The sequence below is a fragment of the Pseudoalteromonas sp. BZK2 genome (genome assembly GCF_014349195.1).
In the GTDB taxonomy this organism is placed as follows: Bacteria; Pseudomonadota; Gammaproteobacteria; order Enterobacterales; family Alteromonadaceae; genus Pseudoalteromonas; species Pseudoalteromonas simplex.
Window position 1 is genome coordinate 1 of sequence record NZ_JACSOG010000025.1, and the last position, 21,839, is coordinate 21,839.

The window sequence follows — 21,839 nt, forward strand, 5'->3', positions numbered from 1 at the left end:
TACTTTGCAAGAATGGCAGTCCCTTTTAAGAAGTAACAACGATGAGAGTAAGTGCCTGTGAAGCGCCCAAAGGGTTGGTTTAAAAGCGATTTATACTGCGTTCTTGATTTTAACAATAGAACCACTATTATTTGCAATCAATGCCTTGCCTAAATCGCTTTTAATTCCAACTGAAACTCGCATATTGAGGTAGTTTGGGTATATTTATACCAGCTAACAGTTTTTGAACAAGTTAAAAAAATTCATGCTAGGATCGCGCTCTCGTTTTTTTACTCAATAGCGACACCTATGCCAGCCAGTTTATGCTTAATTATTGCGACCTTTTTATGGGGTAGCTCTTACATTGCTTTAAAGCATGCAATCAATGTTTATGATCCTGTGTTAGTGATTTTTTTAAGAATGCTAACCACCCTATTGATTAGCTTATGTTTATGGCGCTATATAATCCGCTTTGAGTTCAAACCAGGCGACTGGAAGTACTTAATTGGTATGTCACTGGCTGAGCCTTGCTTTTATTATTTATTTGAAGGGCATGCCCTTGAATACACTTCGGCATCGCAAGCTGGGGTGATTGTCTCTTGTTTACCAATTATCGTCGCTATTTTGGCGTTCTTAATTTTAAAAGAGTACATCAGTAAAGCCATTGTCGTTGGTTTTACCTTATGTATTGGCGGCAGTATTTTATTAACGCTATTATCACCAAGTACTGAGCAAGCCCCTAACCCACTACTTGGTAACTTTTTAGAATTGATGGCAATGGTGTGCGCGGCGTTTTATACGGTGAGCGTAAAACACTTAGTCGCACGTTACTCACCGCTGACCTTAATAGCAATACAAGGGTTTAGCGGTAGCTTATTCTTTGCGCCTTTTTTATTATTTATCGAACTACCCAGCGAAAATCAGCACGATTTAAGTGCCCTACTGAGCATTTTATATTTAGGCTCATGTGTCACTTTAGGCGGCTATGGCATGTACAATTACGCCATCAGTAAGGTGTCGGTATTAACCGCTGCTGCTTACTCAAACCTCATTCCAATTTTTGCGTTAATTTTGTCTGCCATTTTACTTGGCGAAGTACTCACACTTTGGCAATGGGTGAGTATTGCGGTGGTATTTGCCGGTGTTATTGTTAGCCAACGTCATCAAGAACTGAAAGTTGACGTAGACGATAATTTATCAGCCGACACCAATAGCCTAAACTCAGTCCCAGAAGCTAACGAGTCAAAAGGGTAACAGGTTAATAAATAAAGGCCTGATTGTGCTAAAAACCCTTGCTCGCTTTGATGAATAACATCAACGCTGCGAACTTGATAGTGCTCAATTTGGCCATTTTGCAATTGCATACTGAATTGCTCACCCACTTTGACATGTTTTAGAAATGCAAAGTGGGTGTCGTTATGACCCGCAATCAACACCCCATTTGTGCTGCCAAGTTCACCGCTTGGCAAAAAATGCCCGGGGGCAAACGCGAGGTTTCGCCCCGATGCACCAGCAAGTACAGTCAATTCTTGCTGCTGGCTTGGCCATTCTATGTGTGCAGTGACATAACCATCGGCGTAAAACCAAGGCCTCACTTGCTGATTAGGACTTTGCAAAGCTTGCTGCCAAGCAGATTCAATCAGAGCCTGAGCCAGCCAAGCTTTCGCCTGCATATAGCCACCATTCACAAACAATGCCATGCCAAGTAAGGCGCTGCAAACTGGCAGCACTTTTTTTAGCGTCGCCATTGCCATAACCACGAAAAAGCGAGTAATAGTAACCCGATTAGCATAAACACGCGGCTTTGTCCGTCGGTTTGCGGTAGCGTCATGCCGTTAGGAAGTTTGTTTCTCACTTGCATTGAACGCTCTGCAATCTCATTATCCGCATAGTTATCAACTGCAATAAAGGCTGTAAAAGGGCTAAGTAAATGATGCTGAAGTGCTAATGTCTCGACTTCTGCGCGTACCGCATCCTTTTCATTATAGAGCAGTAGTGACTTAATTTTTTGTCTTGCCCAGAGTCTAGCGATACCTTCGCCGTTTGCGGCATTGGCCGTTGCTAAATTAATCGTCATTGGCCCTGTGTTTGTTTGCCCCTTTAATGTTAAGTGCTGACTGCCATCAAGCTTCACAGCAACCAAAACCGGCTCTGAAAAATACAAGTCAGGTAATGGCGATGGCCAATACTCAAGGGCTGCTTTGTCGCCTTCAAGTGCAAGTTCTGTAACCGCGGGATGCGCTAATTTATCAAATAGCAGCTGCATTTTGGGCTGTACTTGGCTGGTGCTACTTATAAAAGTGAATGTACCACGGCCAATATCAGCAGCTCTGGTCATAAAAAAGCTATTAGGTGCGCTACCAATACCGACGGTAAAGAGTCGGCTGTCACCTAAATCTGTTTGAATTTGTTTAAATAGCTGCGTTTCGTTACCCACACTGCCATCGGTTAAAAACACCACTTGGCGTACAAAGCCATCATGCTGTTTACCATCAAGTACCTGAGTCAGTGCTTTTGCTATTTCGGTGCCGCCACCGGCTTGTAAGCCATAAATAAAGCGCTCTGCACGGCGAATGTTAAAGTCATTGGCAATCATTGGCGTGTCACTTAATACCGACACTTCATTATCAAAGCCTATGATGTTAAAACTGTCATTTTCATCCAATAATGAAAGAGCATAAAACAAGGCTTGTTTAGCCTGCTCCATTGATTGGCCATGCATTGAGCCAGAGGTATCTACAACAAACACCATTTCGCGAGGCAGACGAGCTTGCGAAGTAAAGTGATCGCTTGGCGGTACTAACATCAGCAAACCATATTCTTGCCCTGCTACTGTTTCGGTAAAAAATGCAGCCTGAGAGTGGGCTTTATCAAGGGGCTTAAATGTCAGCTCAAAGTCTCTATCCATTGGAACATCACGATTAAGTGATAACTGGTACCGACCAAAGCTTGGGTTATCGATTTGCATGCCCGCTAAATTAGCGCTGATATCACTCAGCTCAAGACCAATATCCATCGAAATAGCAAGGTTTAGGCTCGCATCAGACTCTTGGCTTTGTGCACGATGAAAAACAGGCTTTAGCCACGCTGATGCCAATTGCGCTGTGTTAGCTGTTGCGTCGCTCTGTTGTTCTGTGTCTGTTGTTTCTAGATTCACTTTTTGCTGTAGTTCTGCCGTTAAAGGTTCGTAGCGCGGCGTAATAGTGGTTGGAAAACGCAGTGAAAACACACCATCTCGAAAACCGATGATCTCTTGGTATTGCAAGGTAATTTCAATCTCTTCCCCTGCTCCAAGGTTTGCTACATCAGTAGAGAAAATGTTCGCGCGTTGCTGACGTACTAAAGCAGCGCGCTTTCCCTGTTTTTGAGCTTGCTCAAATTGCTGTTCAGCCTGCTGCTTAAGGGCAATGTTACCGGTGATAATGCGCTCACCAATTTGCATTTGCATGGCATGAACTGCGCTTTCATCTGGTAACGGAAACACATAACGGGCATTTACTGCAAACGGGTGCGGGTTTTGATAACGCTGTTTAACAACAACATGATTAATAAGCCCAGTGAGCGTCATAGTGACATCGTTTTTCACTAATAAGCCCGACGACACTTGGCTATTAGAATCATCATAAAAACGTAGTTCGGCACTGGCATTGGCTGCAAATGCAGGGTTAACTGCATAACCTAATAAGAGGATAAAAAGGCTCCCAAAAAGGAGCCTTTTGGTACGGTTACTCAACATAATATGTCACTCCATCGACCGATGAATTAGTGGTTACTTTGTGCTGTGCGTAAGCTGCTTTGTGAAACAGGGCGTGTCGTTAAGGTTACGCGGCGGTCAAACACGTTGTCTTCGTAGTTATTTGAATCGGCAACACTTTGCTGCTCACCAAAGGCGGTAGCGGTTAAGCGCGTATGAGGCACACCTTGTTTAATTAAGTAGCTTTGCACTGCATTTACACGCTGTTTTGAGAGCATTAAATTAGCCAACTCATCACCACGCTGATCTGCAAAGCCATTTAAGTCGATAGCCAGATTTGGCTGAGCAATAAGTAACTGTGCGACTTTATTGAGCTGGTTAGCAAAGTGTGGGGCAATTTCGCTAGAGCCAGTTTTAAACTGTACCGTCATGGCCAATAAGGTGTTCAATTGGGCTTGTAGTAACTGCTCTTTTTCGTCAGCTAATAATTCAAGCTGCTCACTTAAGGCGGCGTTATCGGCAATTACTTGTTGGTAATCAGCGGTTTGCTCTTTCATTACAACTAATGCGTGTGCTTGTTCATCAATGGTGTTGTCTGCCGCTTCTTTTTCGCCAATTAAGCCACCAGCAAACGCGCCAATAAATGCACCCACTGGGCCGCCGACTAGGCCGCCAACAACGGCACCTGCACCTAAGCCAATGGCTGTTTCTTTTGGTGTTTCTTGTTTAGCTTGACTCGCAGCGTCTGCAAAAGGGGCTACAGATACAGCAGACGTGATAACAGCGGCAATAATTAATTTTTTCATGGTTTAATCCTTTTTCTACTTAATTGCTTGGCAACATTGGTTGGTGTTGCGAACTTGGTATGGAGCTATTAAAACAAGTCGAAATGGCAATAAAGGGGAGCAAAAAAGGCAAACTGCTGAGCAATTGTGGCAGAAAAATGGCAATCGCGTTTTTGCCAGTACGCAAGGCAAAAAATTAGGTATAGTTCGCTATAGAAAGAATTTAAGTAAGTATTAACAATGAAGAAAATAGCAATCGTTGAAGATGAAACAGCAATCCGCGAAAACTACACAGAAATGCTCAGCGCTCAGGGCTATCAGGTTGTAGGCTTTGCTGACAGAGCCAGTGCTGAATTAGCATTTAGTCAATCTTTACCAGATTTAGCCATTGTTGATATTGGCCTTGGCCATGAAGTGGATGGTGGTTTTTTACTTTGCCAAACATTACGCAGTCTTTCTAAAACCTTACCGATTATATTTTTAACCGCCCGGGATAGCGAAATTGATACCGTATGTGGCCTGCGCATGGGTGCTGACGATTACTTAACCAAAGACATCAGTATGGCGCATCTTGCTGCTCGCATTGGTGCCTTGTTTAGACGCCTTGATGCTTTCGATCAACCCGCCGATCAAACTGCTCTTTTGCATCGTGGCCCGTTAAAGTTAGATACCCAGCGCATGCAGGTTTTTTGGCAAGAGCAACTGGTTGATTTAACTGTGACAGAATTTTGGATGGTACATTCACTTGCACAGCGTCCAGGCCATGTAAAAAGCCGCAACGAATTAATGAGTGATGCGAAAATTTATGTTGATGACAGCACTATTACCTCACACGTAAAACGCATTCGTAAAAAGTTTATTGCTTTAGATGGTGCATTTGACTGCATTGATACCGTTTACGGTATGGGTTATCGCTGGGAGCAAGCTTAATGCTGCGTTTGGGGCTTAGAACAAAGTTTATTTTCTTATCCTGCTTTTTATTTTTATTGCCTTGGCTTGGCTATGAATATGTTTGGGAAATGGAAAAATTCTTAAGACAAGGGCAAGAAAAAACCTTAGTGGGCACCACCCGCGCACTCGCAACCGCATTACATGAGCGCCCTGCTTTGTTTGACTCGCAAACCAACTTTTTAGATCAAGTTGTAAAAGGCCGAGATTTATATGCCTATAATCTGAATAACCCGATTCAACTTGATGGTAAATTGTCAGAGTGGCAGCCTTATCAAAGCTTATTTTGGCATTACGACAAGCGCTACTTACAGGGGTTAAGTAATGATCATCAAGAGAGTGATCTAAGTTTTGATCACATGGTAGGCAAATACGAAAACTACCTTTATGCGGCATTTAAAGTCACTGATAACTCACTGGTGTATCGTGCTAAAAATGTGCTCAGCTTTACCCGTAATGATCACTTACAGATCATGTTAAAAACACCTGAAGGTGAATTTAAAAGCTATGTGGTGGCCGCCCGTCAAGATGGTTGGGTTAATGCCTTTGATGCTTCGACACAAGAGCCGGTCACTAAAATCCAAGGCTATTTTAAAAGCACCGACACGGGTTACAACATAGAGCTGCGTTTTCCGCTTTCGATGCTAGGGAATAAGCTTGGTTTTGCGATTGAAGATTGGGATGAAGACAAGGTTGAGCCTCAGCTTATGTCGACCTCAAACCTACAAAATCCCAATGATATCGGCTCTGTTTTAGTACCTTCGCCAGAAATTAACCGTATTTTGAAAGGCATGGGCCACAGTGGCAGCCGAATTTGGGTCGTCGATAACCATCATCGCGTACTTGCACAATCAGGCTCAATTCATCATGCCGATGGCGTTTGGGCTGACGGCCTAAAAGAGGAGCCCGCAACAACCTGGTGGCAACGCTTTGAGCAAGATTACTTACACCCACTTTACTATAAAATTTTAACTCGCCCAGAAAATGAGTTTATTGATACCTTACATGATGTCGCAGCGATGCAAGGTACTCACATAGCCAGTGCTTTAAATGGGAAACCTGCATCATCATGGCGCTTAACTCCAGATAACAAAGCCGTTATTTTATCGGCGGCCTACCCTATTTGGATCCAAGATAAAGTCATTGGTGCAGTAATCGCAGAAGAAACCACCAATGGCGTGCGCACTCTGCGTAATAAATCGTTAGAAAAGCTATTTAATGTCATTTTAGCGGTGATGCTTGTTGGTACTGTGACACTGTTCTTTTTTGCTTCAAGAATTTCCAGCCGTATTCGCCGCTTACGTGACAACGCCGAACAAGCCATTGATGCTCAAGGGCGGATCACCGGCAAAATTACTTATGCCGATTCGAATGACGAAATTGGCGATCTTTCTCGCAGCTTTGCCAACATTGTTAGCCGTTTAAGTGGTTATACTGATTACTTAGAAAATATGTCATCACGACTCTCCCATGAGCTGCGTACGCCCGTGGCTGTTGTGCGCTCATCGCTTGAAAATTTACAAATGCAGCCGCAATCTGAACTGAGTCAAAAATACCTCGACCGTGCTAGTGAAGGGGTTGAGCGGTTAGGTAAAATTATTACCACCATGAGTGAAGCAACGCGCCTTGAACAAAGTATTCAAAGTGCCGAGGCAGAAGAGTTTGACCTGACCAAGGTGATCACCGGCTGCATGCAGGGCTATCAAATAACCTATGGTGAAAGCCTATTTACCTTGTCGCTTTGTAAAGAGCCGTTAAATGTTAGTGGCGCACCAGAATTTATTGCCCAATTACTCGATAAGCTCATCAACAACGCACTTGAGTTTAAAACCTCGCAAAGCACAATTTCAGTTAGCTTAACCAAGCAAGAGCACCATGCATTATTGACAATCAGCAACCAAGGGCCTTTGCTCCCTGACGGTTTAGTTGAACACATTTTCGACTCAATGGTCTCGGTGAGAAGTCAGCAACATCAGCAGCAGCCCCACTTGGGTTTAGGTCTTTATATTGTAAGGCTTATTTGCGATTACCATCACGGTAAAGTATTGGCAGAAAATTTAGATGATGGCACAGGTGTTGTGTTTACTGTGGAGCTGCCTATTAAATAAGCATATTTGCGTTACATATGATTACAGTTTAGTGACGCGATGTTCACCGATAATTCAGATTACAGGACGTAATATTTGTAATACAAAAGGTAAATTATTCTTTGGAGGGCATCATGCGATCTGGATTACAACGTGAAGAGATTGAATTCATTATGGGGCTGTTTAGCTATAATGAAGCAACCGATAAACCAGCGGCTCCAAAAAAGCAGCCTGTAAAAGCTGACACTAAAAAAGTTGATACAGCGCAATATAAAGCAAACTACAAAGCAACTTATTTGACCTGAGTAAGCTGAGATCATTACAATGGCGCACCTTTGGAATATAACGCTTTGTAATGAAAAAACACTCACCTAAAAAAGAACTGATTTTACTGCCCGTTTTATTCGTGGCTATTTTACTTTGTGTTGCAGGTCACTTCCTACTCCAGCCCAACTATCAAGACAGCCATACCGTTGAGTATTTACTCGCTGCACTGCCATTTGCTTTGTTTGGATTGGTGATTATCGCCTTTAAAGTTGCCAGTAAAAACGATAACCAAGAATAGATCACAACACATGATAGCCAAACCAATCAGGCTTCATTGCTTGAGCTTGCCCGCTTGGCGTTAATTTGATTGATAAGTTGCTATCTAACAAGTCAATCGCAAAACAATCGTCTACATCGTGTAAGTCATCTTTATGAAGATGAGTCATCCCAGCCAGTAAAGATTCTTTAGCGCGTTGCTTTGCTTCTTCACTGCTACGGGCAACGTACAATGCAAAATCATGCTGCTCTGCAAGGCTATCAGCTCGGTAAGCACCCAAATTCACAAAATACAGTTTTTCAGCTTGGTGATGCGCACTATCAACCACTTCGACCTGATAACCATCAATGTGCTTAATTTGCATGTAACTATCCATGTGCACATTGCTTTTATCACCCACCCATTGTGCTTTTAGTTTTGAGTAGGTTTGCTCAATGCTATCGCCTACGACAAATCGAACGTCGTGCATTTCAATGTGGCAACCTTGAATACGACCGCCCAGATAGACTAAAAAAAGCGCCATGTTTTTCCTTATATTAAGCTTTCAACATTAATGTTGTGCTTTTTGATTAATTTATAAAAATCTGAGCGATTACGTTTCGCAAGCTTTGCGGCTTCGGCAACATTACCCGCTGACATTTTCAGCGTATTAATTAAATAATCTCGCTCAAATTCTTTTTTTGCATCATTTAACGAAAGTGGCTCAGCAATACTAACATTACTATTTAATGCACTCTCAACTAACTGAACAGCTATCACTTTACCAGGTGTAAGGGCTACTACCTGCTCTATCACATTTTGTAATTGACGGATATTACCCGGCCAATCATAGCGCACCAAAGCATGCATCGCATCATTGGCAAACTGCTTTTGCTCTTGCCCCATACGTTTAGCAATTAGACCTGCAAAATGCTGTGCTAGCAAACTAATATCTTCTCGGCGTTCACAAAGCGGAGGCAGTTTTAAGTTCACCACATTTAATCGGTAATATAAATCTTCACGGAACTGCTGATTATTGATTGCCTCTGGGAGGTTCTTATGAGTCGCTGACACCACCCGCACATCAATTGGGATTTCTTCTTGAAAGCCTACAGGACGAATGGTTTTCTCTTGTAAAACCCTAAGCAGCTTTACTTGTAAATTTAGCGGCATATCACCTATTTCGTCCAGAAAAAGGGTCCCACCTTGAGCTTGTTGAAACAAACCTTGATGGTCTTTTACTGCGCCTGTAAACGCGCCTTTTTTATGCCCAAACAATTCAGACTCTAAAAGCTCCCCCGGCACAGCGCCACAGTTAATTGCCACAAATGGCCCATCACTAACATGGCTATGTTGATGTATCGCTTGTGCAAGCAGCTCTTTACCTGTGCCGCTAGCACCGGAGATCAACACATTCACTTGCGTTGGACCAAGCAATTTAACTTGCTCAAGTAAATGCAACATCGCGCCGCTACGGGTGACAATATTTGTTTGTGTCGGTGTTTCATCACCGTGTACACCATGGATCTCAATAGCTTTAGCAAGGCTGTCGAACAGCTCATCTTTATCAACTGGTTTGGTAATAAATGCAAAAATACCTTGCTTCGTCGCTTCCACTGCATCAGGTATCGAACCATGTGCTGTCATCATAATCACCGGCATTGAAGGGTATCGACTTTGTAACTGGCGATGTAGAGCCATGCCGTCCATTTCATCCATTCTTAAGTCAGTGATCACCGCATCATAGGTTTGGTTTTTTAACGTTTGTAATGCCTCAATGCCACTTTCGACTGTGCTTACCAAATAGCCTTTAGACTCAATTCTAATCGCCAGTAACTTTAATAAACTCGCATCGTCATCTACTAATAAAACCCGTGGTTTTGTTACTTCATTCATGGTTACTGCTCCTTGGTTTCTTCACGTAGCAGAAGTTGTTGTTCGATAGTCGCAAGCGACGATAAGGTTTTTTCCATTTCATCACTTAGCGCCTGCTTAGCTTGTTTTGCTGCTAAATTCTGTTGTAAATATTGCTTTTGTAACCATAGATACTGCTTAATATCATCTGGCCAATAAAAAGCATGGTCACTTTTTTCAAGCTGACTAAGAGCTTTTTCTGGCTCTGAAGCACCGAGTAAACAAATCGACTCAAACAGACGCTTTAGCTCATTTTCGCCAACATAATTTGCTTTATCAGAGCTTGCCTTAAAGCCACCGCACTTGGCAGCATGCCAAGCAATAACTGTACTTGCAGGCGGATATAACGGCTCACTTTTCGGCCGAGGCTTTGGATTAGGTTGCCCTTGAGGTTTCACTTCTGTTGTCGGCTCTATTTGCTCTGCCTCAACATGCTTTTGCGTGATCGTGCACCCTGTTATAAAAAGTGTGCCTATAACAAGCATAAAACTGGCTTTATTCGCTAAGCCCATATCAGTTAACTCCTTGGGTTAATTGAATTGGTAAAATGGCTGTAAATACACATCCTTGTGGGTCATTATCAGTAATAGAGAGCTTACCGTTTAATTGTTCAACGGTTTCTTTAACTATGGTTAAACCAAGCCCGCTGCCCATTTCAGTATGTTGTTTTGCATTCTTACCTTGGTAAAAAGCCCCAAACACAGCGGCTTTTTCTGTATCCTCTATCCCTACCCCTAAGTCGCTGACACTCAAAATTAACTGTCCCTGCTTTAAGCTTGCTTTTATTGTCACTGACTCATGTTCTGGCGAAAACTTTAGCGCATTTGAAGTCAGCTGAATGAGCACCATTTCAAGTAGCTCAATTGAGATAAACAAGGCTTTATTTGGTAACTCGTTCACCCACACAATGGATAAGTCACGCGCTGATAATCGGTGCTCAAAATGACGCTCAATTTTATTCATCATCAAGTTAAAATTAAGCTCGCTTAGGCTTTGCTTACTCGTGCGAATGGCGTTGTAACTCAATAAGCTTTCAATCATGGCTCTGAGTCGCACCATACTTTGCGTTATTAGCTCAAGAACGGCTTGTTGCTCGCTATTGATAGGACCAACAATTTCATCTGCGAGTAAGTCTGTGCCTTCAACCATCGAAGCTAGGGGCGTTTTTAATTCATGTGTCACATGGCGTAAAAACGTATCTTTTTGCTGCTCAAGCATATGTAACTGCGCTTGAACCCACTCTAATTTATTACCTAATTCAACTAACTCTGACGAGCCGCGAACTTGAATTTTTTGCTGCCAGTGACCTTGTCCAAGTTTATCAATCACATGTGTGAGTTCTCTGAGCCGCCCGCTGATCCGCCAAAGAAAGCCGCCCCCGACCAATAACGTGAGTGGAATTAACGCAACTAACCAATTAATAAATGAAGCTTGAAGTGCTTTTAATTGCTGCTGATTTTTTGTGATGCGCAATTCATTTTGCTCTTTGAGCCAATTTGTTTGCTCACTGATAAGCTTACTAGCGGGTGCAAACAGCTCACCATCTTGCTTTTGTTCTATTAATAAATGCTGATGCGCAAATTGTAATACCTCAGCCAATTGCCGCCACTGCGAGACATAATCAGCGGTTGGGCTTAAGAAAATGAGCTCATCGACACTTTGCAATGACGATTGCCACTTGTTGGCAATCAAGCTATCGAGGGATTCACTTTTAAGCACCCAGTTTTGTCGAGTTGCTCGTTCAAGGCTATTTAAGTCTTGTTTGAGGTTGTTAAATGCTTTAGTAATCTCGTAATTGTCACCGACGATTTCTTGAGTCACCGCAAGCTGCTTATTAAGCGCATTTAAAAATAAAATCACCACCAAAGATAACGGTAGTAAAGACAGCAAAATGCTACAGACAAACTGGCCAATAAGACTAGGTCGCCAATTGAGTAACTGTTTTATTTTTATCGCTACTTTATTTTGCATATTCACTCTCAACATAATTGCAGATGCTGATTATTAGTGAACAAACTTAGACACTCGCTGAATCCGACCTTAAAAAGTACTGATTCCCCCCCCAAAAACCGATACAAAGTTGCTATTTGGCAACAAACTAACTCATTGAAATAAAATAGATAAACTTTTAACACCTGAAAATCGTTGCAAAAAAGACACAACACCCTGTAACTATTTCGCATTCAAAACCACACAAAAACCATAACCACCTGATAATTAATAACTTTTAATATTGGCACTGATTTTGATTAGTACTAAGCAAATTAGTTATTTAGGACACAAAATGAAAGTAACGGCCCCGGTAGCCACCCTGCTTATAAGTCTCATCTCGTTAAGTAGTTATGCACTTGATTTGCAAACAACGTTTAACGAACTCGATAAAGACAGCAATGGTTTTTTGAGTGAGGCAGAAGCATCTGAAGATGCCTTGTTGCACGGCAACTTTACGCAAATTGATAGTAATCAAAATGGCCAAATTTCATTTTCTGAGTTTCAGTCGTTTATTCAATAGGAGATTGTAATGAAACAACTTTTAGCTGCATTCTCGCTGATGTTTTTAGTTATCAGCGCCACCGTTTTAGCATCACAAATGGATGTTCGATTTGCTCAATTTGATACAAACGCCGATGGCGAGATTTCATTAACTGAAGCAACCAAACACGATAGCTTACTTAAGCAATTTGCCGATCTGGATGAAAACGGCGATCAGGTTTTGTCTGAACAAGAGCTTGAAAAATTCAAACCTTAACGGCTTAAAGTGCTTGCCATAATCCCAGAGGGAATGTGTAAACGGATTTAAATTTTGGGAGTTAAATTATGGCAAGCACTTTTATTTAGGAGACAATTATGAGAATTTTCTGGCTTGCTCCATGCACCTTAATTACTATAAGCTTCAATAGCTTAGCATTGGACGTAAAACAACGCTTTGATCACCTAGATAAAGATAAAAATGGCTTTTTATCTGAGCAGGAACTGTCGTCGCAACCGCACTTGCAAAAACGCATAGCGCAGTGGGATACAGATAAAGATCAACAAATCTCGCTCCTTGAGTTTAAACACTATTTAACAAACAAGAGTTAAAGTAATGTCAAAATTAACCTTTGCCAGCCTAGTTTTAAGTTGTGCATTTAGCACAATGAGTTTTGCTGCAGATAGTATTGGTGAAAAATTTAAACAACTTGATCGTAATGACGATGGTTACCTGACTCGTTCAGAGTCTGCGAGAGACCCAGCTCTGTGGTCGCGATTTAAAAATTACGACAGTGATAAAGATAATAAATTATCCCTCAGTGAGTTTAAGATTTATGCGAGCAAATAAAGAGTTATAGTTAATTATTAATCTCTGCTGAGTTGCAGTTTACTGCAACTCTGATACTGTTTTCATAAATCAATAAAAACTATTAGAAGATTATGAAACTCATCATCAGCTTACTCGCAACAGCTTCACTTAGCTGCTTTGCCAACACCACTGTTATTTATAATGTAAATGGCTATACGCCTACCTATAAAGGCGAAACCCAACACTTTTCTGCACTGGTTTTTAAAGACGGTAAAATCGTAAAAACAGGCAATGACTCAATTAAAAATAGCTTTCCTGACGCCACCGCAATTGATGGCAAGCAAGCCACATTGTTACCAGGCTTAGTCGATGCTCATGGCCATGTGATTGGTTTAGGAAATAACCTTTCACAACTTGATGTCAGGAATACGCGCTCGGCAGATGAGGTTGGCAAAATGCTGGCTGAGTTTGCCAAAGATAAACAAAGTTGGATCATTGGTCGCGGTTGGAACCAAGAGCAATGGCCTGGCGGTAAGTTTCCAACTGCAGCTGATTTAGACAAATACGTAAAAGACAAACCTGTGGTACTTTCTCGCGTTGATGGTCATGCTGTGTGGGTTAACTCAAAAGCCATGGAACTTGCAGGTATTACCAAACAAACTTCCTCTCCTGCCGGCGGTGAAATTTTAAAGCTAGATTCTGGCTTACCTTCTGGGGTATTCATTGATAAAGCCGAAACGCTTGTTACCCAACATGTACCAAAAGCAAGCCATGCCAGCATTAATACAGCCTTAGATAATGCAGGTAAACATCTACTAAGTTTGGGTATTACATCAACCCATGATGCCGGTATCGATTATGACACGTGGCAAGTGTACAAGCAGCGCACTGAGCAAAATACCCTTCCTATAAGAATCGTAGCCATGCTAAGTGCTGCCGATCCTCAATTAGAAACCATGCTCAAAGCAGGCAAATATAAAGACATGAATGACATGCTGTCGATTCGCAGTGTCAAAGTGTATGCGGATGGCGCTTTGGGAAGCCGAGGCGCAGCCCTCATTGAAGAGTACGCTGATCGTAAAAATCATCATGGCTTAATGCTTGAAACTCAAGAAAAGCTTGAGCAGCTATTTAACCTAAGCTTTTCCCATGGCTTTAGTGCAAACACTCATGCAATTGGTGATAAAGCCAATCACGTAGTACTCGATGCCTATGAAAATGTATTTAAAAAAACCGGTGGTATTTTACTTCGTAACCGAATTGAACATGCACAAATCGTGACTCCTGAAGACATTCCTCGTTTTAAAACATTAAAAATTATTCCATCAATGCAGCCTGTTCATGCAACCTCTGATATGCATATGGCAGAGCAGCGTCTAACTGAAAAACAGCTTGAAGGGGCGTATGCTTGGAAGACCTTTTTAGCACAAGGCTCAGTGATTGCAGCGGGTTCTGACTTTCCAGTGGAGCTTGCTAACCCATTTGATGGTTTATATTCGGCCATCACCCGAATGGATCATAATCAATTACCAGAAGGCGGCTGGCGACCACAAGAGCTGCTATCGCGTGATGAAGCTTTGCGTGCATTTACTTTAGGTGGTGCTTATGCTGCACATCAAGAGTTTAAGGTAGGCAGTTTAGAGCAAGGTAAATGGGCTGACTTTATTTTGATTGATAAAGACTATTACAAAGCGCCAATTTCTGAAATTCACGATATAAACGTGACGCAAACTTGGATTGCGGGCGAGCTGAAATATAAAAAAGAGGAATAATATTACTCGGCGTCAGCTTTTTGCTGACGCTTTAATTTAACGATGTGGTAAATATTCACAAACGCCAGTAAGCCATTAGTGAAGGCAACGGGCACGGCTCCTATTGCTAATCCGTAGAAGGTAAATGCAATACACCCTGCTAAGTTAAGCCAACGTAGTTTTACTACATCGCTCATTGTCAAAGAAGCAACCAACAGTGCTGACGCTAAATAGCCTAAATATTCCCAACTCAATTGTTCTCTCCTAGGCTTTAGGTTAGCATTGGAGCTTGTCATTTTTTTTGACGCACTCTGTGCTATTTTGACAATAAAATAAAAAAGCTAACTTACTAAAAACCTTGTAAAGCTTAAGAATAACCTTGGCTTTAAAATCATTACACGGGAAATGAAGGTATCAGTAACGTGAAACACCTTACTAGCAAGTTAGCGTAAATTCTTAGAATCTTAATGCTAACGTCATTAAGATGTAATAAATAGGACAATTGTCCGAAGAGCGGCGTTAATGTTTCAATATCATTTTTCAAGCTACCTTGTTGACCAATTACTGACATTTGCTGGCAGCAGTTTTCAACAAGCTAAAAAAGAGGTGCTGATCCACCAAGATCAACCCTTGTCAAAACTCGTATTAGTGAGAAGCGGCACAGTGTCGTTCAGCTATGACGTGGGTAATGGCCGACGCCTTCTTTTAGGCCAGCTTGATTGTAACAACACACTGATAGGTGAAATTGAAGCTCTGAATAACTATCCGTGTATTTATACAGTTACGTGCTTTAGCGATGTAAGCTATAACCTAATAGAGCTCAAGCATTGGCGCGCACTACTGTTAGAAAAGCCAGAGTTAAGCTTGTACACAGCGCAAACAATTGCCGCTAAATTCCAAGAAAACCAAAAAATAAACTTAGATAAGCTGCTATTACCACTTAGCTACAACATAGCTAAAGATTGCTTATTAAGAGCTGAAAACAGCAACCCAACGTTACTGCGTGCCTACCCTACCGTAAATGCTGAAGCTGAGCGCTTTGCTACCACCGAAAGAGCATATAGACGCGTCGTTACAGAGTTAGTTGAAAAAGGCTTAGTGCAAAGAAGTAATCAAGGTTTACAAGTAGTAGATATCGACAAGCTTAGTGATTACGTCGAAAGTTTTGCGCAGTTATAAATGTGTTACAAATTTTTCTTAAATGCTTTAAAATAATTTTACCAAACTGAATAATAAAGTCAGCATAAGTTCAGTTGGACAATCTATAAATATTCATAGAGTTAAGCTTCTTAATGGCATAGCTCTGTATTATAATTTTGCAAAGCGGTTGGTTAACAGAATTTACACTCGAAAGATAAGGTAAAACTTTCTTATTTTATTAATGAAAGTATATATAATGTTCACTTGACGTATATATAATGTACGCTTATCCTTCAATAACAGATAACCATGTGTGGCGTATTTTCGGTGCACAAACCGGTACTATTTGCTCTAATAAAAGTCTGATTACTTTACGAGAAAGGAAAGAAAGGTAACGATTATGGGAAACAATGAATTTAAACTAACCAAGCTAGCGCTAGCGTTAGGTGTCACTTTAAGCTTAAGTGGTTGTTTGAGTGATGACGACAAAAACGACACAGTGCCTGAGCCACCTGTACCTACAGTAGACGTTCCTGTGGCTGATACACCTGAGGATTTAACGTTCTATGTTTCAGGAAACGTAGTTCAAAAATCAACAGGTAACCCAATTGCTGCAACTATTATGTTCTTCCAAGACGGTTCTCCTTCTGAAAATGTTGTAGATATCGATGGTAACGCTATTACTTCTATCACAACTGAAGATGGTTCTTTCACATTCAACCTAGCTTCTTCTGATGTATCTACGCTTAAAATGATTGTTTCTTCAGATGAGTTCATTTCTAAAACTTCAGTTTTAGACTTTTCTGAAGTTGATGATTCAGAACCATTTGAAGCATTCGTTCAACTTACAAAACTTGATGACACTGTTACTTCCGCCTCTGGAACAGGTACAACAACTTCTGGTCAACTTGCCGAAGAATTAACTGTATCAGCAGATGCAGACTCAAGCTCAGCTTCAGTTGCTATTGGTACTGATGTTGTATTACAAGATGCTGATGGCAATGCAATCTCTGACGGTGATATTAGCTTATCAATTGTTACTGCTGATGTTGATGCCGCTTCAGGTAAAGCAAAAGCAATTGACCTTGTCCCAGACGGTTTAAATGAATCAAGTACAACTACAGTTCAAGTTCCAGTTTCAATGATGAATGTTGAATTGAAAGCGGGTGATACAAAAGTTAAAAACTTTTCTAGCCCAATTTCTCTTACTGCATCATTACCAGCAACAGTTAATGGGCAAGCTATTTCTGAAGGCGATTCTCTAAGCGTAATGTCTTACAACGAAGATACAGGTGAGTGGGCTCCTGAAGATTCTGTAACTGTAGATGCTGACGGTAACGCGACAGTTTCTACCGATCACTTATCTGGCTGGCCTTTCCTGTGGAGCTTCCCTGCTTGTACAGCAGTTCCAACTTTTGCGCTAGGTGGTTATCCAGGCAGCGTACCTTTGATTATAGATATTGATACTCCTCAATTCTCTTACAGCCGTCGTATTAAATCTGGCAGTGGCAACCTATTTTTACGTGCTGCGGCTAAGTATGGTCTATGGAATACACTAAATGCTCGTGTTTCTGTTCGTGATTTACTTGGTAATTCATGGGGTTTCAGCTCACAATTAGTTTGTGGAGCCATTTCAATTCCGGTTGTTCAACCTTACGAAATTGTTAGTGAGAACATCAATGTTACTTATTCTTGTTCAAATGCTAGCGAAGATTTCCAAGATAATACATACCCATTCACAGGTGCTTTAGTTAAATATGCACAATCAAACAGAATCAAAACAGCGGCAAGTGGTTCTGAGGGTTCATACAGCTTAATTGGCTTACAAAGCGGTTCAGAGTATGATGTTGTATTCACACCTCGTGGAGTTGACGTTGATGAACAAACATTCACTATTACAGCCGATGGTAATGATGAAACATTTAACATCGTCCGAGATAACTGTGAAGTAGAAGAAGTTCCTGTAACTGGTGGTACTGGTGGTACTGGTGGTACTGGTGGTAATGGTAACGGTGGCTAGTCCACAGCTAATGAAGCTTTTAAAACCGCGCTTATGCGCGGTTTTTTATTGTCTTTTTAAACTATACACAACACTAATCTTCTATTTTGTGATAAGCATCAATGTATTTGCACAGCTTAAACTACCACTTTTATCAATAGAGTGTTTTATACCATTCCGCTTAAATATCTGAGCTAATATAGGCTATATAAAACCACCGGCTAATAACATTGAACCCAAACATATCTGAATAACTTTTGACGCTTTCTCGAAAAGAACCAAGCGCACGAAAACACTTGCGATTGCTCGCAGTGTCATTATTTTATGAAAGTAATAGCAGAACCGATATTGCAAAACGTCTAAACACAGCAAGAAGTAGTGTTAATAAATGGGTTTCTAGTTACCTAGAGCATGGGCTAGATGCCTTAGACAATAAGCCTATTCAAGGACGTCCATCAAGGCTGCAACAGCAACAACTTGTACAACTGTCTGAGTTTATAAAACGTACGAACACAGACCTTCGAGGTGGCCGCCTTACCGTTGAAGACATTGTGCATTACATTCAAACTGAGTTTGGTATTCATTACCACTTAAATCATGACTATAAAATTCTAAAGCAACTTGGCTTTAGTTGGATCACAAGCCGCTCTAAACACCCGAAGCAATCATCACAGAGCCAAGAGGCTTTTAAAAAACTTCCAACTGGAAACGATCCTTCACACACCAGGACATCTTCCTCTTGCTCGTATCGACGTATGATTTCAAGATGAAGCGCGATTTAGCCAGCAAAATCCGACTACGCGCATTTGGGCTGAAACAGGCACTCGGCCACGGATTGTAAAAAACAGTAATTTGACTATGGATACTTATTTGGCGCGGTATGTCCAGCCACAGGCCAGACAGAAGCGTTAGTAAGTCCACTTGTAAATAAAGAAGCAATGACGCAGCATATGCGTCAGATATCACACGCGGCACCTATTGGAAGGCATGCTGTAGTGATAATAGATGGCGCAGGCTGGCACACATTTGATACTGCGGCAGAATTTAAGAACCTGACACTGATAAAGCTTCCTCCTTATTCACCTGAACTAAATCCAATAGAGCAAGTATGGAGCTGGATACGACAACATTGTTTATCCAATAGAGTATTTTCGGGCTATGATGAAATTGTCGATGAAGTTTCAAAGGCATGGAATCACTTTATTTCGATACCAGATAGAGTGAAGAAAATGTGTAATCGGGAATGGATTAAGTTGATTCAATCTTTATGCGGAATGGTATTATCCCCCTAACTTCAAGCAATAAAAAAGGCTCACTAAGAGCCTTTTATGAAACATCTAGACAAGATTACTTTTCAAGTAAAATGTCTTGGATGTTCGCTAAATCTGACTTACCTTCGATAATTTCGTCTGGCGTTAGGCCTGAAAGCTCATGAGGGAACACTAACCACTCTTCAGACTCATGAATGAAGTAGTCTGGCACCATGTCTACCTTTGAGTTCTTTGGCTTGTAGTATGGGCAAGCAACGCGAATATCACGTGGTAGATTTAAGCGCATTAATTCAGAAAGCTTTTCTTTTAATGCAAAAATACTGCGGCCAGAATCGAACACATCATCAACGATTAGTAATGAATTGTCTGCATTGGCATTTTCAATGATGTAATGCAAACCGTGAACTTTAATCTCTTTAGATTGCTGGTTAATACCGTAATACGAAGAAGTACGCACTGCGATATGGTCAGTTTCTATACCTTTGTAATCGTAATATTCTTGAACTGCGATACCAATTGGAGCACCACCACGCCAAATACCAATGATGAAATCAGGACGGAAACCATCTTCATAAACTTGTGCCGCAACACGAAATGAATCTTCAAGAAGCTGCTGCGCAGTGATATAGCACTTATCTGACATAAATAGAGACCCCAGTGTCAATTGATCATTCAAGTGTAGCTAATTTAATAAAAACTAACCACAGGATGAGAAAATGTGGGGCGGGATTTTATACTAATTTACTCAAAAAAGCTTGTATCAGTTTGTAAAATTCCCCTTTAGATCAAAAAAGCCCCTTAACTTAGATAAAGTTAAGGGGCTTTTAATTAGGGCGTGTTGGCCTTTGTGGATTAAATTTGTTCACTCTAGGGACGATTTAATCGCGGCGCGAGATTTGTAACCTAATGGGCTAAGTAAAAATTGAGCAACAAAGAGTTAATCGCCCCTAGGAAGAACCCGAAGGGCAGCACGTGTTTGGCATTAATGCTGCGTTATCGCCTATTTATGTGGAACAACCACACTACATTGGCTCTGCCTTGTCTAAATACCAAACACACTGCTGCAAAGTTAATCATAAAAGGTCAACACGCCCAATAGATAATTTCTTATGCTTTTTCTAGTAAAGTTCTTGCAACGGTACGCATACCTTGTGTTGTTGCGCCTGCAGCCCACTCGCTTGTGCTACCCATGTTAAATGCAGCAGCAAGGTCAATGTGCACCCAACCTTTGCCTTCATTTGGTACAAAGCGTGATAAGAAACCAGCCGCATTAGAAGCACCACCGTAACCACCACCTTTTTGAGGACGGCTATTTGCGGTATCTGCATATGGCGACGGGCAATTTTGTTGATGCCATTTTTCAAGTGGTAATGGCCATGCAGCTTCCATTTCTTGCTCTGCAAAGTCTTGTACGTCACGTACAAGCTCTTTATCAAGACCGAACAATGCATTGTACTCTTGACCAACAGCAACAAGCGCAGCGCCTGTTAGTGTTGCCGCATCAATGATTAATGGCGCGCCAGACTCACCTGCAGCCATTAAGCCATCAGCTAGGACTAAACGGCCTTCAGCGTCGGTATTAACGATTTCAACTGTAGTGCCATTTTTATACGTTAAGATATCACCAAGTTTGTAGGCATGACCTGAAATTAAGTTTTCAGCACAACATAAGAACAATTTAATACGTTTGTTGATACCACGGCTAATAGCAAGTGCTAAGCCAGCTGTTACTGTAGCAGCACCGCCCATGTCGCACTTCATGCCTAACATGCCTTCACTTGCTTTGATTGAGTAACCACCTGAGTCAAAGGTAATGCCTTTACCAACTAAAGCGGCCGCAACAGGTGCGTTTTCGTCGCCCGTTGGGTTGTAATCTAATGCTAATAATACCGGTGGACGCTCACTACCACGGCCTACCGCGTGAATACCAATCCATTGTTGCTCTAATAAAGCATCGCCTTTAATGATTTGGTAGCTTACGTGCTCAGGCGCTAATGACTGAACAAACTCAGCAGCTTTACCAGCTAGGCTCTCTGGGAAAATATCATCCGCAGTGCCATTGATCATTTGACGAGCCCACGTCGCAGCTTGCTTTAACGAAGTCAGCTCTTTGCTGTCTGTTTTTGCATTTTCAACAAACTCAATTGCGTCTAAATTCTTTGGTGATACAAAACCTTGATAAAAAGCCCACTGTGTTTCTGTGCACCAAACATCGCCTACTAAGGCAATATTTTTTAAGCCTTGATTAGCTAACGTACGTGCTGCTTTTTGTACGTTTTTAAGTGTATCTTGCTCAGTTAAATGAACAGTTGCGCCTTGTTCAGTAAAAGAAAGAGCGGCTTTTTCGCCCCAATGTGCGGCAGCGCCCTGCTCGCTAAGTTGAACTAGAAATTTTTCTGACATGTTAGAATACTCTTTGCGCTAAAAATGTTGATTGAGTTTACTACAGCCAACGTCAGTTCCCAACA

At 41.5% G+C, this 21,839-nt stretch carries 22 protein-coding genes and 1 pseudogene; 13 read left to right on the forward strand and 10 right to left on the reverse strand.

Features of this window, described 5'->3' with window-relative positions:
• The first annotated feature begins 288 nt into the window (after window positions 1-288).
• Window positions 289-1,233: a DMT family transporter gene (locus tag BIZ38_RS14870; protein ID WP_138616362.1), complete on the forward strand. Its 945-nt coding sequence runs from the start codon at window positions 289-291 to the stop codon at window positions 1,231-1,233.
• Here the strand turns inward: BIZ38_RS14870 and BIZ38_RS14875 are convergent.
• The 3 genes from BIZ38_RS14875 to pdsO are packed head-to-tail and all read right to left on the reverse strand — an operon-like array spanning window position 1,143 to window position 4,479.
• Window positions 1,143-1,727: a class GN sortase gene (locus BIZ38_RS14875; protein WP_187490622.1), complete on the reverse strand. Its 585-nt coding sequence runs from the start codon at window positions 1,725-1,727 to the stop codon at window positions 1,143-1,145. The genes BIZ38_RS14870 and BIZ38_RS14875 overlap by 91 nt on opposite strands.
• A complete protein-coding gene (locus BIZ38_RS14880) occupies window positions 1,715-3,715 on the reverse strand; it encodes a marine proteobacterial sortase target protein (protein ID WP_187490623.1) in 2,001 nt (666 codons plus the stop codon). Before BIZ38_RS14880 ends, BIZ38_RS14875 begins: the two co-directional genes overlap by 13 nt.
• A gap of 26 nt (window positions 3,716-3,741) precedes the next feature.
• Complete coding sequence (gene pdsO / locus BIZ38_RS14885; protein WP_054551198.1) at window positions 3,742-4,479, reverse strand: sortase-associated OmpA-like protein PdsO; 738 nt, start codon at window positions 4,477-4,479, stop codon at window positions 3,742-3,744.
• A 219-nt stretch (window positions 4,480-4,698) separates the two neighbouring features.
• On the opposite strand from pdsO, the gene pdsR reads away from it, so the two are divergent.
• The 4 genes from pdsR (at window position 4,699) to BIZ38_RS14905 (ending at window position 8,058) form a co-directional block, all read left to right on the forward strand.
• On the forward strand, window positions 4,699-5,388 hold the full coding sequence (pdsR, locus tag BIZ38_RS14890) for a proteobacterial dedicated sortase system response regulator (protein ID WP_054551197.1): 690 nt from the start codon (window positions 4,699-4,701) through the stop codon (window positions 5,386-5,388).
• A complete protein-coding gene (gene pdsS / locus BIZ38_RS14895) occupies window positions 5,388-7,514 on the forward strand; it encodes a proteobacterial dedicated sortase system histidine kinase (RefSeq protein ID WP_187490624.1) in 2,127 nt (708 codons plus the stop codon). Before pdsR ends, pdsS begins: the two co-directional genes overlap by 1 nt.
• 113 nt (window positions 7,515-7,627) lie before the next feature.
• Entirely contained in the window at window positions 7,628-7,798 is a 171-nt protein-coding gene (locus tag BIZ38_RS14900; protein WP_156426462.1) for a hypothetical protein, read from the forward strand.
• A gap of 50 nt (window positions 7,799-7,848) precedes the next feature.
• Window positions 7,849-8,058, forward strand: coding sequence for a hypothetical protein (locus BIZ38_RS14905; protein WP_054551195.1), 210 nt, complete (start codon window positions 7,849-7,851; stop codon window positions 8,056-8,058).
• Between the two features lies 1 nt (window position 8,059).
• On the opposite strand, the gene BIZ38_RS14910 is transcribed toward BIZ38_RS14905, so the two are convergent.
• The 4 genes from BIZ38_RS14910 to BIZ38_RS14925 are packed head-to-tail and all read right to left on the reverse strand — an operon-like array spanning window position 8,060 to window position 11,901.
• Window positions 8,060-8,560 (reverse strand): DUF1543 domain-containing protein, encoded by a 501-nt coding sequence (locus tag BIZ38_RS14910; protein WP_187490625.1) that lies wholly within the window; start codon window positions 8,558-8,560, stop codon window positions 8,060-8,062.
• Between the two features lie 8 nt (window positions 8,561-8,568).
• Entirely contained in the window at window positions 8,569-9,912 is a 1,344-nt protein-coding gene (locus tag BIZ38_RS14915; RefSeq protein ID WP_187490626.1) for a sigma 54-interacting transcriptional regulator, read from the reverse strand.
• A 2-nt stretch (window positions 9,913-9,914) separates the two neighbouring features.
• A complete protein-coding gene (locus BIZ38_RS14920) occupies window positions 9,915-10,442 on the reverse strand; it encodes a hypothetical protein (protein ID WP_187490627.1) in 528 nt (175 codons plus the stop codon).
• Between the two features lies 1 nt (window position 10,443).
• Entirely contained in the window at window positions 10,444-11,901 is a 1,458-nt protein-coding gene (locus BIZ38_RS14925) for a sensor histidine kinase (protein ID WP_187490628.1), read from the reverse strand.
• Between the two features lie 313 nt (window positions 11,902-12,214).
• Between BIZ38_RS14925 and BIZ38_RS14930 the strand changes: the two genes are divergently transcribed.
• The 5 genes from BIZ38_RS14930 to BIZ38_RS14950 all read left to right on the forward strand — a co-directional run bounded on the left by BIZ38_RS14930 (window position 12,215) and on the right by BIZ38_RS14950 (window position 14,982).
• Window positions 12,215-12,442, forward strand: a complete 228-nt coding sequence (locus BIZ38_RS14930; protein ID WP_187490629.1) for an EF-hand domain-containing protein — start codon at window positions 12,215-12,217, stop codon at window positions 12,440-12,442.
• 9 nt (window positions 12,443-12,451) lie between these two features.
• On the forward strand, window positions 12,452-12,679 hold the full coding sequence (locus BIZ38_RS14935; protein WP_187490630.1) for a hypothetical protein: 228 nt from the start codon (window positions 12,452-12,454) through the stop codon (window positions 12,677-12,679).
• A 98-nt stretch (window positions 12,680-12,777) separates the two neighbouring features.
• Window positions 12,778-13,011: an EF-hand domain-containing protein gene (locus BIZ38_RS14940; RefSeq protein WP_054551188.1), complete on the forward strand. Its 234-nt coding sequence runs from the start codon at window positions 12,778-12,780 to the stop codon at window positions 13,009-13,011.
• A gap of 4 nt (window positions 13,012-13,015) precedes the next feature.
• Window positions 13,016-13,249, forward strand: coding sequence for an EF-hand domain-containing protein (locus BIZ38_RS14945; protein WP_054551187.1), 234 nt, complete (start codon window positions 13,016-13,018; stop codon window positions 13,247-13,249).
• 92 nt (window positions 13,250-13,341) lie between these two features.
• Window positions 13,342-14,982 (forward strand): amidohydrolase, encoded by a 1,641-nt coding sequence (locus BIZ38_RS14950; protein WP_187490631.1) that lies wholly within the window; start codon window positions 13,342-13,344, stop codon window positions 14,980-14,982.
• A gap of 2 nt (window positions 14,983-14,984) precedes the next feature.
• Here the strand turns inward: BIZ38_RS14950 and BIZ38_RS14955 are convergent, their stop codons facing one another.
• Window positions 14,985-15,215: a YgjV family protein gene (locus tag BIZ38_RS14955; RefSeq protein WP_054551185.1), complete on the reverse strand. Its 231-nt coding sequence runs from the start codon at window positions 15,213-15,215 to the stop codon at window positions 14,985-14,987.
• 268 nt (window positions 15,216-15,483) lie between these two features.
• Between BIZ38_RS14955 and BIZ38_RS14960 the strand changes: the two genes are divergently transcribed.
• The 3 genes and pseudogenes from BIZ38_RS14960 to BIZ38_RS14970 all read left to right on the forward strand — a co-directional run bounded on the left by BIZ38_RS14960 (window position 15,484) and on the right by BIZ38_RS14970 (window position 19,392).
• Window positions 15,484-16,140, forward strand: coding sequence for a Crp/Fnr family transcriptional regulator (locus tag BIZ38_RS14960; protein ID WP_054560870.1), 657 nt, complete (start codon window positions 15,484-15,486; stop codon window positions 16,138-16,140).
• Between the two features lie 361 nt (window positions 16,141-16,501).
• Window positions 16,502-18,121: a hypothetical protein gene (locus BIZ38_RS14965; RefSeq protein ID WP_187490632.1), complete on the forward strand. Its 1,620-nt coding sequence runs from the start codon at window positions 16,502-16,504 to the stop codon at window positions 18,119-18,121.
• Between the two features lie 236 nt (window positions 18,122-18,357).
• Window positions 18,358-19,392 (forward strand): annotated as a pseudogene (locus BIZ38_RS14970) (IS630 family transposase).
• Window positions 19,393-19,447: 55 nt separating this feature from the next.
• On the opposite strand, the gene BIZ38_RS14975 reads toward BIZ38_RS14970, so the two are convergent.
• Window positions 19,448-20,014 carry a phosphoribosyltransferase gene (locus BIZ38_RS14975; protein WP_187490633.1) on the reverse strand — a complete coding sequence of 189 codons (567 nt, stop codon included), beginning with the start codon at window positions 20,012-20,014 and terminating at the stop codon, window positions 19,448-19,450.
• 464 nt (window positions 20,015-20,478) lie between these two features.
• Complete coding sequence (pepB, locus tag BIZ38_RS14980; RefSeq protein ID WP_187490634.1) at window positions 20,479-21,774, reverse strand: aminopeptidase PepB; 1,296 nt, start codon at window positions 21,772-21,774, stop codon at window positions 20,479-20,481.
• Window positions 21,775-21,839: the final 65 nt, after the last annotated feature.

What these genes read in the sequence shown, in the direction of transcription:
- BIZ38_RS14870 (WP_138616362.1), top strand. Translation starts at nt 289, where the DNA reads ATGCCAGCCAGTTTATGCTTAATTATTGCGACCTTTTTATGGGGTAGC.
- BIZ38_RS14875 (WP_187490622.1), bottom strand. Translation starts at nt 1,727, where the DNA reads ATGGCGACGCTAAAAAAAGTGCTGCCAGTTTGCAGCGCCTTACTTGGC.
- BIZ38_RS14880 (WP_187490623.1), bottom strand. Translation starts at nt 3,715, where the DNA reads ATGTTGAGTAACCGTACCAAAAGGCTCCTTTTTGGGAGCCTTTTTATC.
- pdsO (WP_054551198.1), bottom strand. Translation starts at nt 4,479, where the DNA reads ATGAAAAAATTAATTATTGCCGCTGTTATCACGTCTGCTGTATCTGTA.
- pdsR (WP_054551197.1), top strand. Translation starts at nt 4,699, where the DNA reads ATGAAGAAAATAGCAATCGTTGAAGATGAAACAGCAATCCGCGAAAAC.
- pdsS (WP_187490624.1), top strand. Translation starts at nt 5,388, where the DNA reads ATGCTGCGTTTGGGGCTTAGAACAAAGTTTATTTTCTTATCCTGCTTT.
- BIZ38_RS14900 (WP_156426462.1), top strand. Translation starts at nt 7,628, where the DNA reads ATGCGATCTGGATTACAACGTGAAGAGATTGAATTCATTATGGGGCTG.
- BIZ38_RS14905 (WP_054551195.1), top strand. Translation starts at nt 7,849, where the DNA reads ATGAAAAAACACTCACCTAAAAAAGAACTGATTTTACTGCCCGTTTTA.
- BIZ38_RS14910 (WP_187490625.1), bottom strand. Translation starts at nt 8,560, where the DNA reads ATGGCGCTTTTTTTAGTCTATCTGGGCGGTCGTATTCAAGGTTGCCAC.
- BIZ38_RS14915 (WP_187490626.1), bottom strand. Translation starts at nt 9,912, where the DNA reads ATGAATGAAGTAACAAAACCACGGGTTTTATTAGTAGATGACGATGCG.
- BIZ38_RS14920 (WP_187490627.1), bottom strand. Translation starts at nt 10,442, where the DNA reads ATGGGCTTAGCGAATAAAGCCAGTTTTATGCTTGTTATAGGCACACTT.
- BIZ38_RS14925 (WP_187490628.1), bottom strand. Translation starts at nt 11,901, where the DNA reads ATGCAAAATAAAGTAGCGATAAAAATAAAACAGTTACTCAATTGGCGA.
- BIZ38_RS14930 (WP_187490629.1), top strand. Translation starts at nt 12,215, where the DNA reads ATGAAAGTAACGGCCCCGGTAGCCACCCTGCTTATAAGTCTCATCTCG.
- BIZ38_RS14935 (WP_187490630.1), top strand. Translation starts at nt 12,452, where the DNA reads ATGAAACAACTTTTAGCTGCATTCTCGCTGATGTTTTTAGTTATCAGC.
- BIZ38_RS14940 (WP_054551188.1), top strand. Translation starts at nt 12,778, where the DNA reads ATGAGAATTTTCTGGCTTGCTCCATGCACCTTAATTACTATAAGCTTC.
- BIZ38_RS14945 (WP_054551187.1), top strand. Translation starts at nt 13,016, where the DNA reads ATGTCAAAATTAACCTTTGCCAGCCTAGTTTTAAGTTGTGCATTTAGC.
- BIZ38_RS14950 (WP_187490631.1), top strand. Translation starts at nt 13,342, where the DNA reads ATGAAACTCATCATCAGCTTACTCGCAACAGCTTCACTTAGCTGCTTT.
- BIZ38_RS14960 (WP_054560870.1), top strand. Translation starts at nt 15,484, where the DNA reads ATGTTTCAATATCATTTTTCAAGCTACCTTGTTGACCAATTACTGACA.
- BIZ38_RS14965 (WP_187490632.1), top strand. Translation starts at nt 16,502, where the DNA reads ATGGGAAACAATGAATTTAAACTAACCAAGCTAGCGCTAGCGTTAGGT.
- BIZ38_RS14975 (WP_187490633.1), bottom strand. Translation starts at nt 20,014, where the DNA reads ATGTCAGATAAGTGCTATATCACTGCGCAGCAGCTTCTTGAAGATTCA.
- pepB (WP_187490634.1), bottom strand. Translation starts at nt 21,774, where the DNA reads ATGTCAGAAAAATTTCTAGTTCAACTTAGCGAGCAGGGCGCTGCCGCA.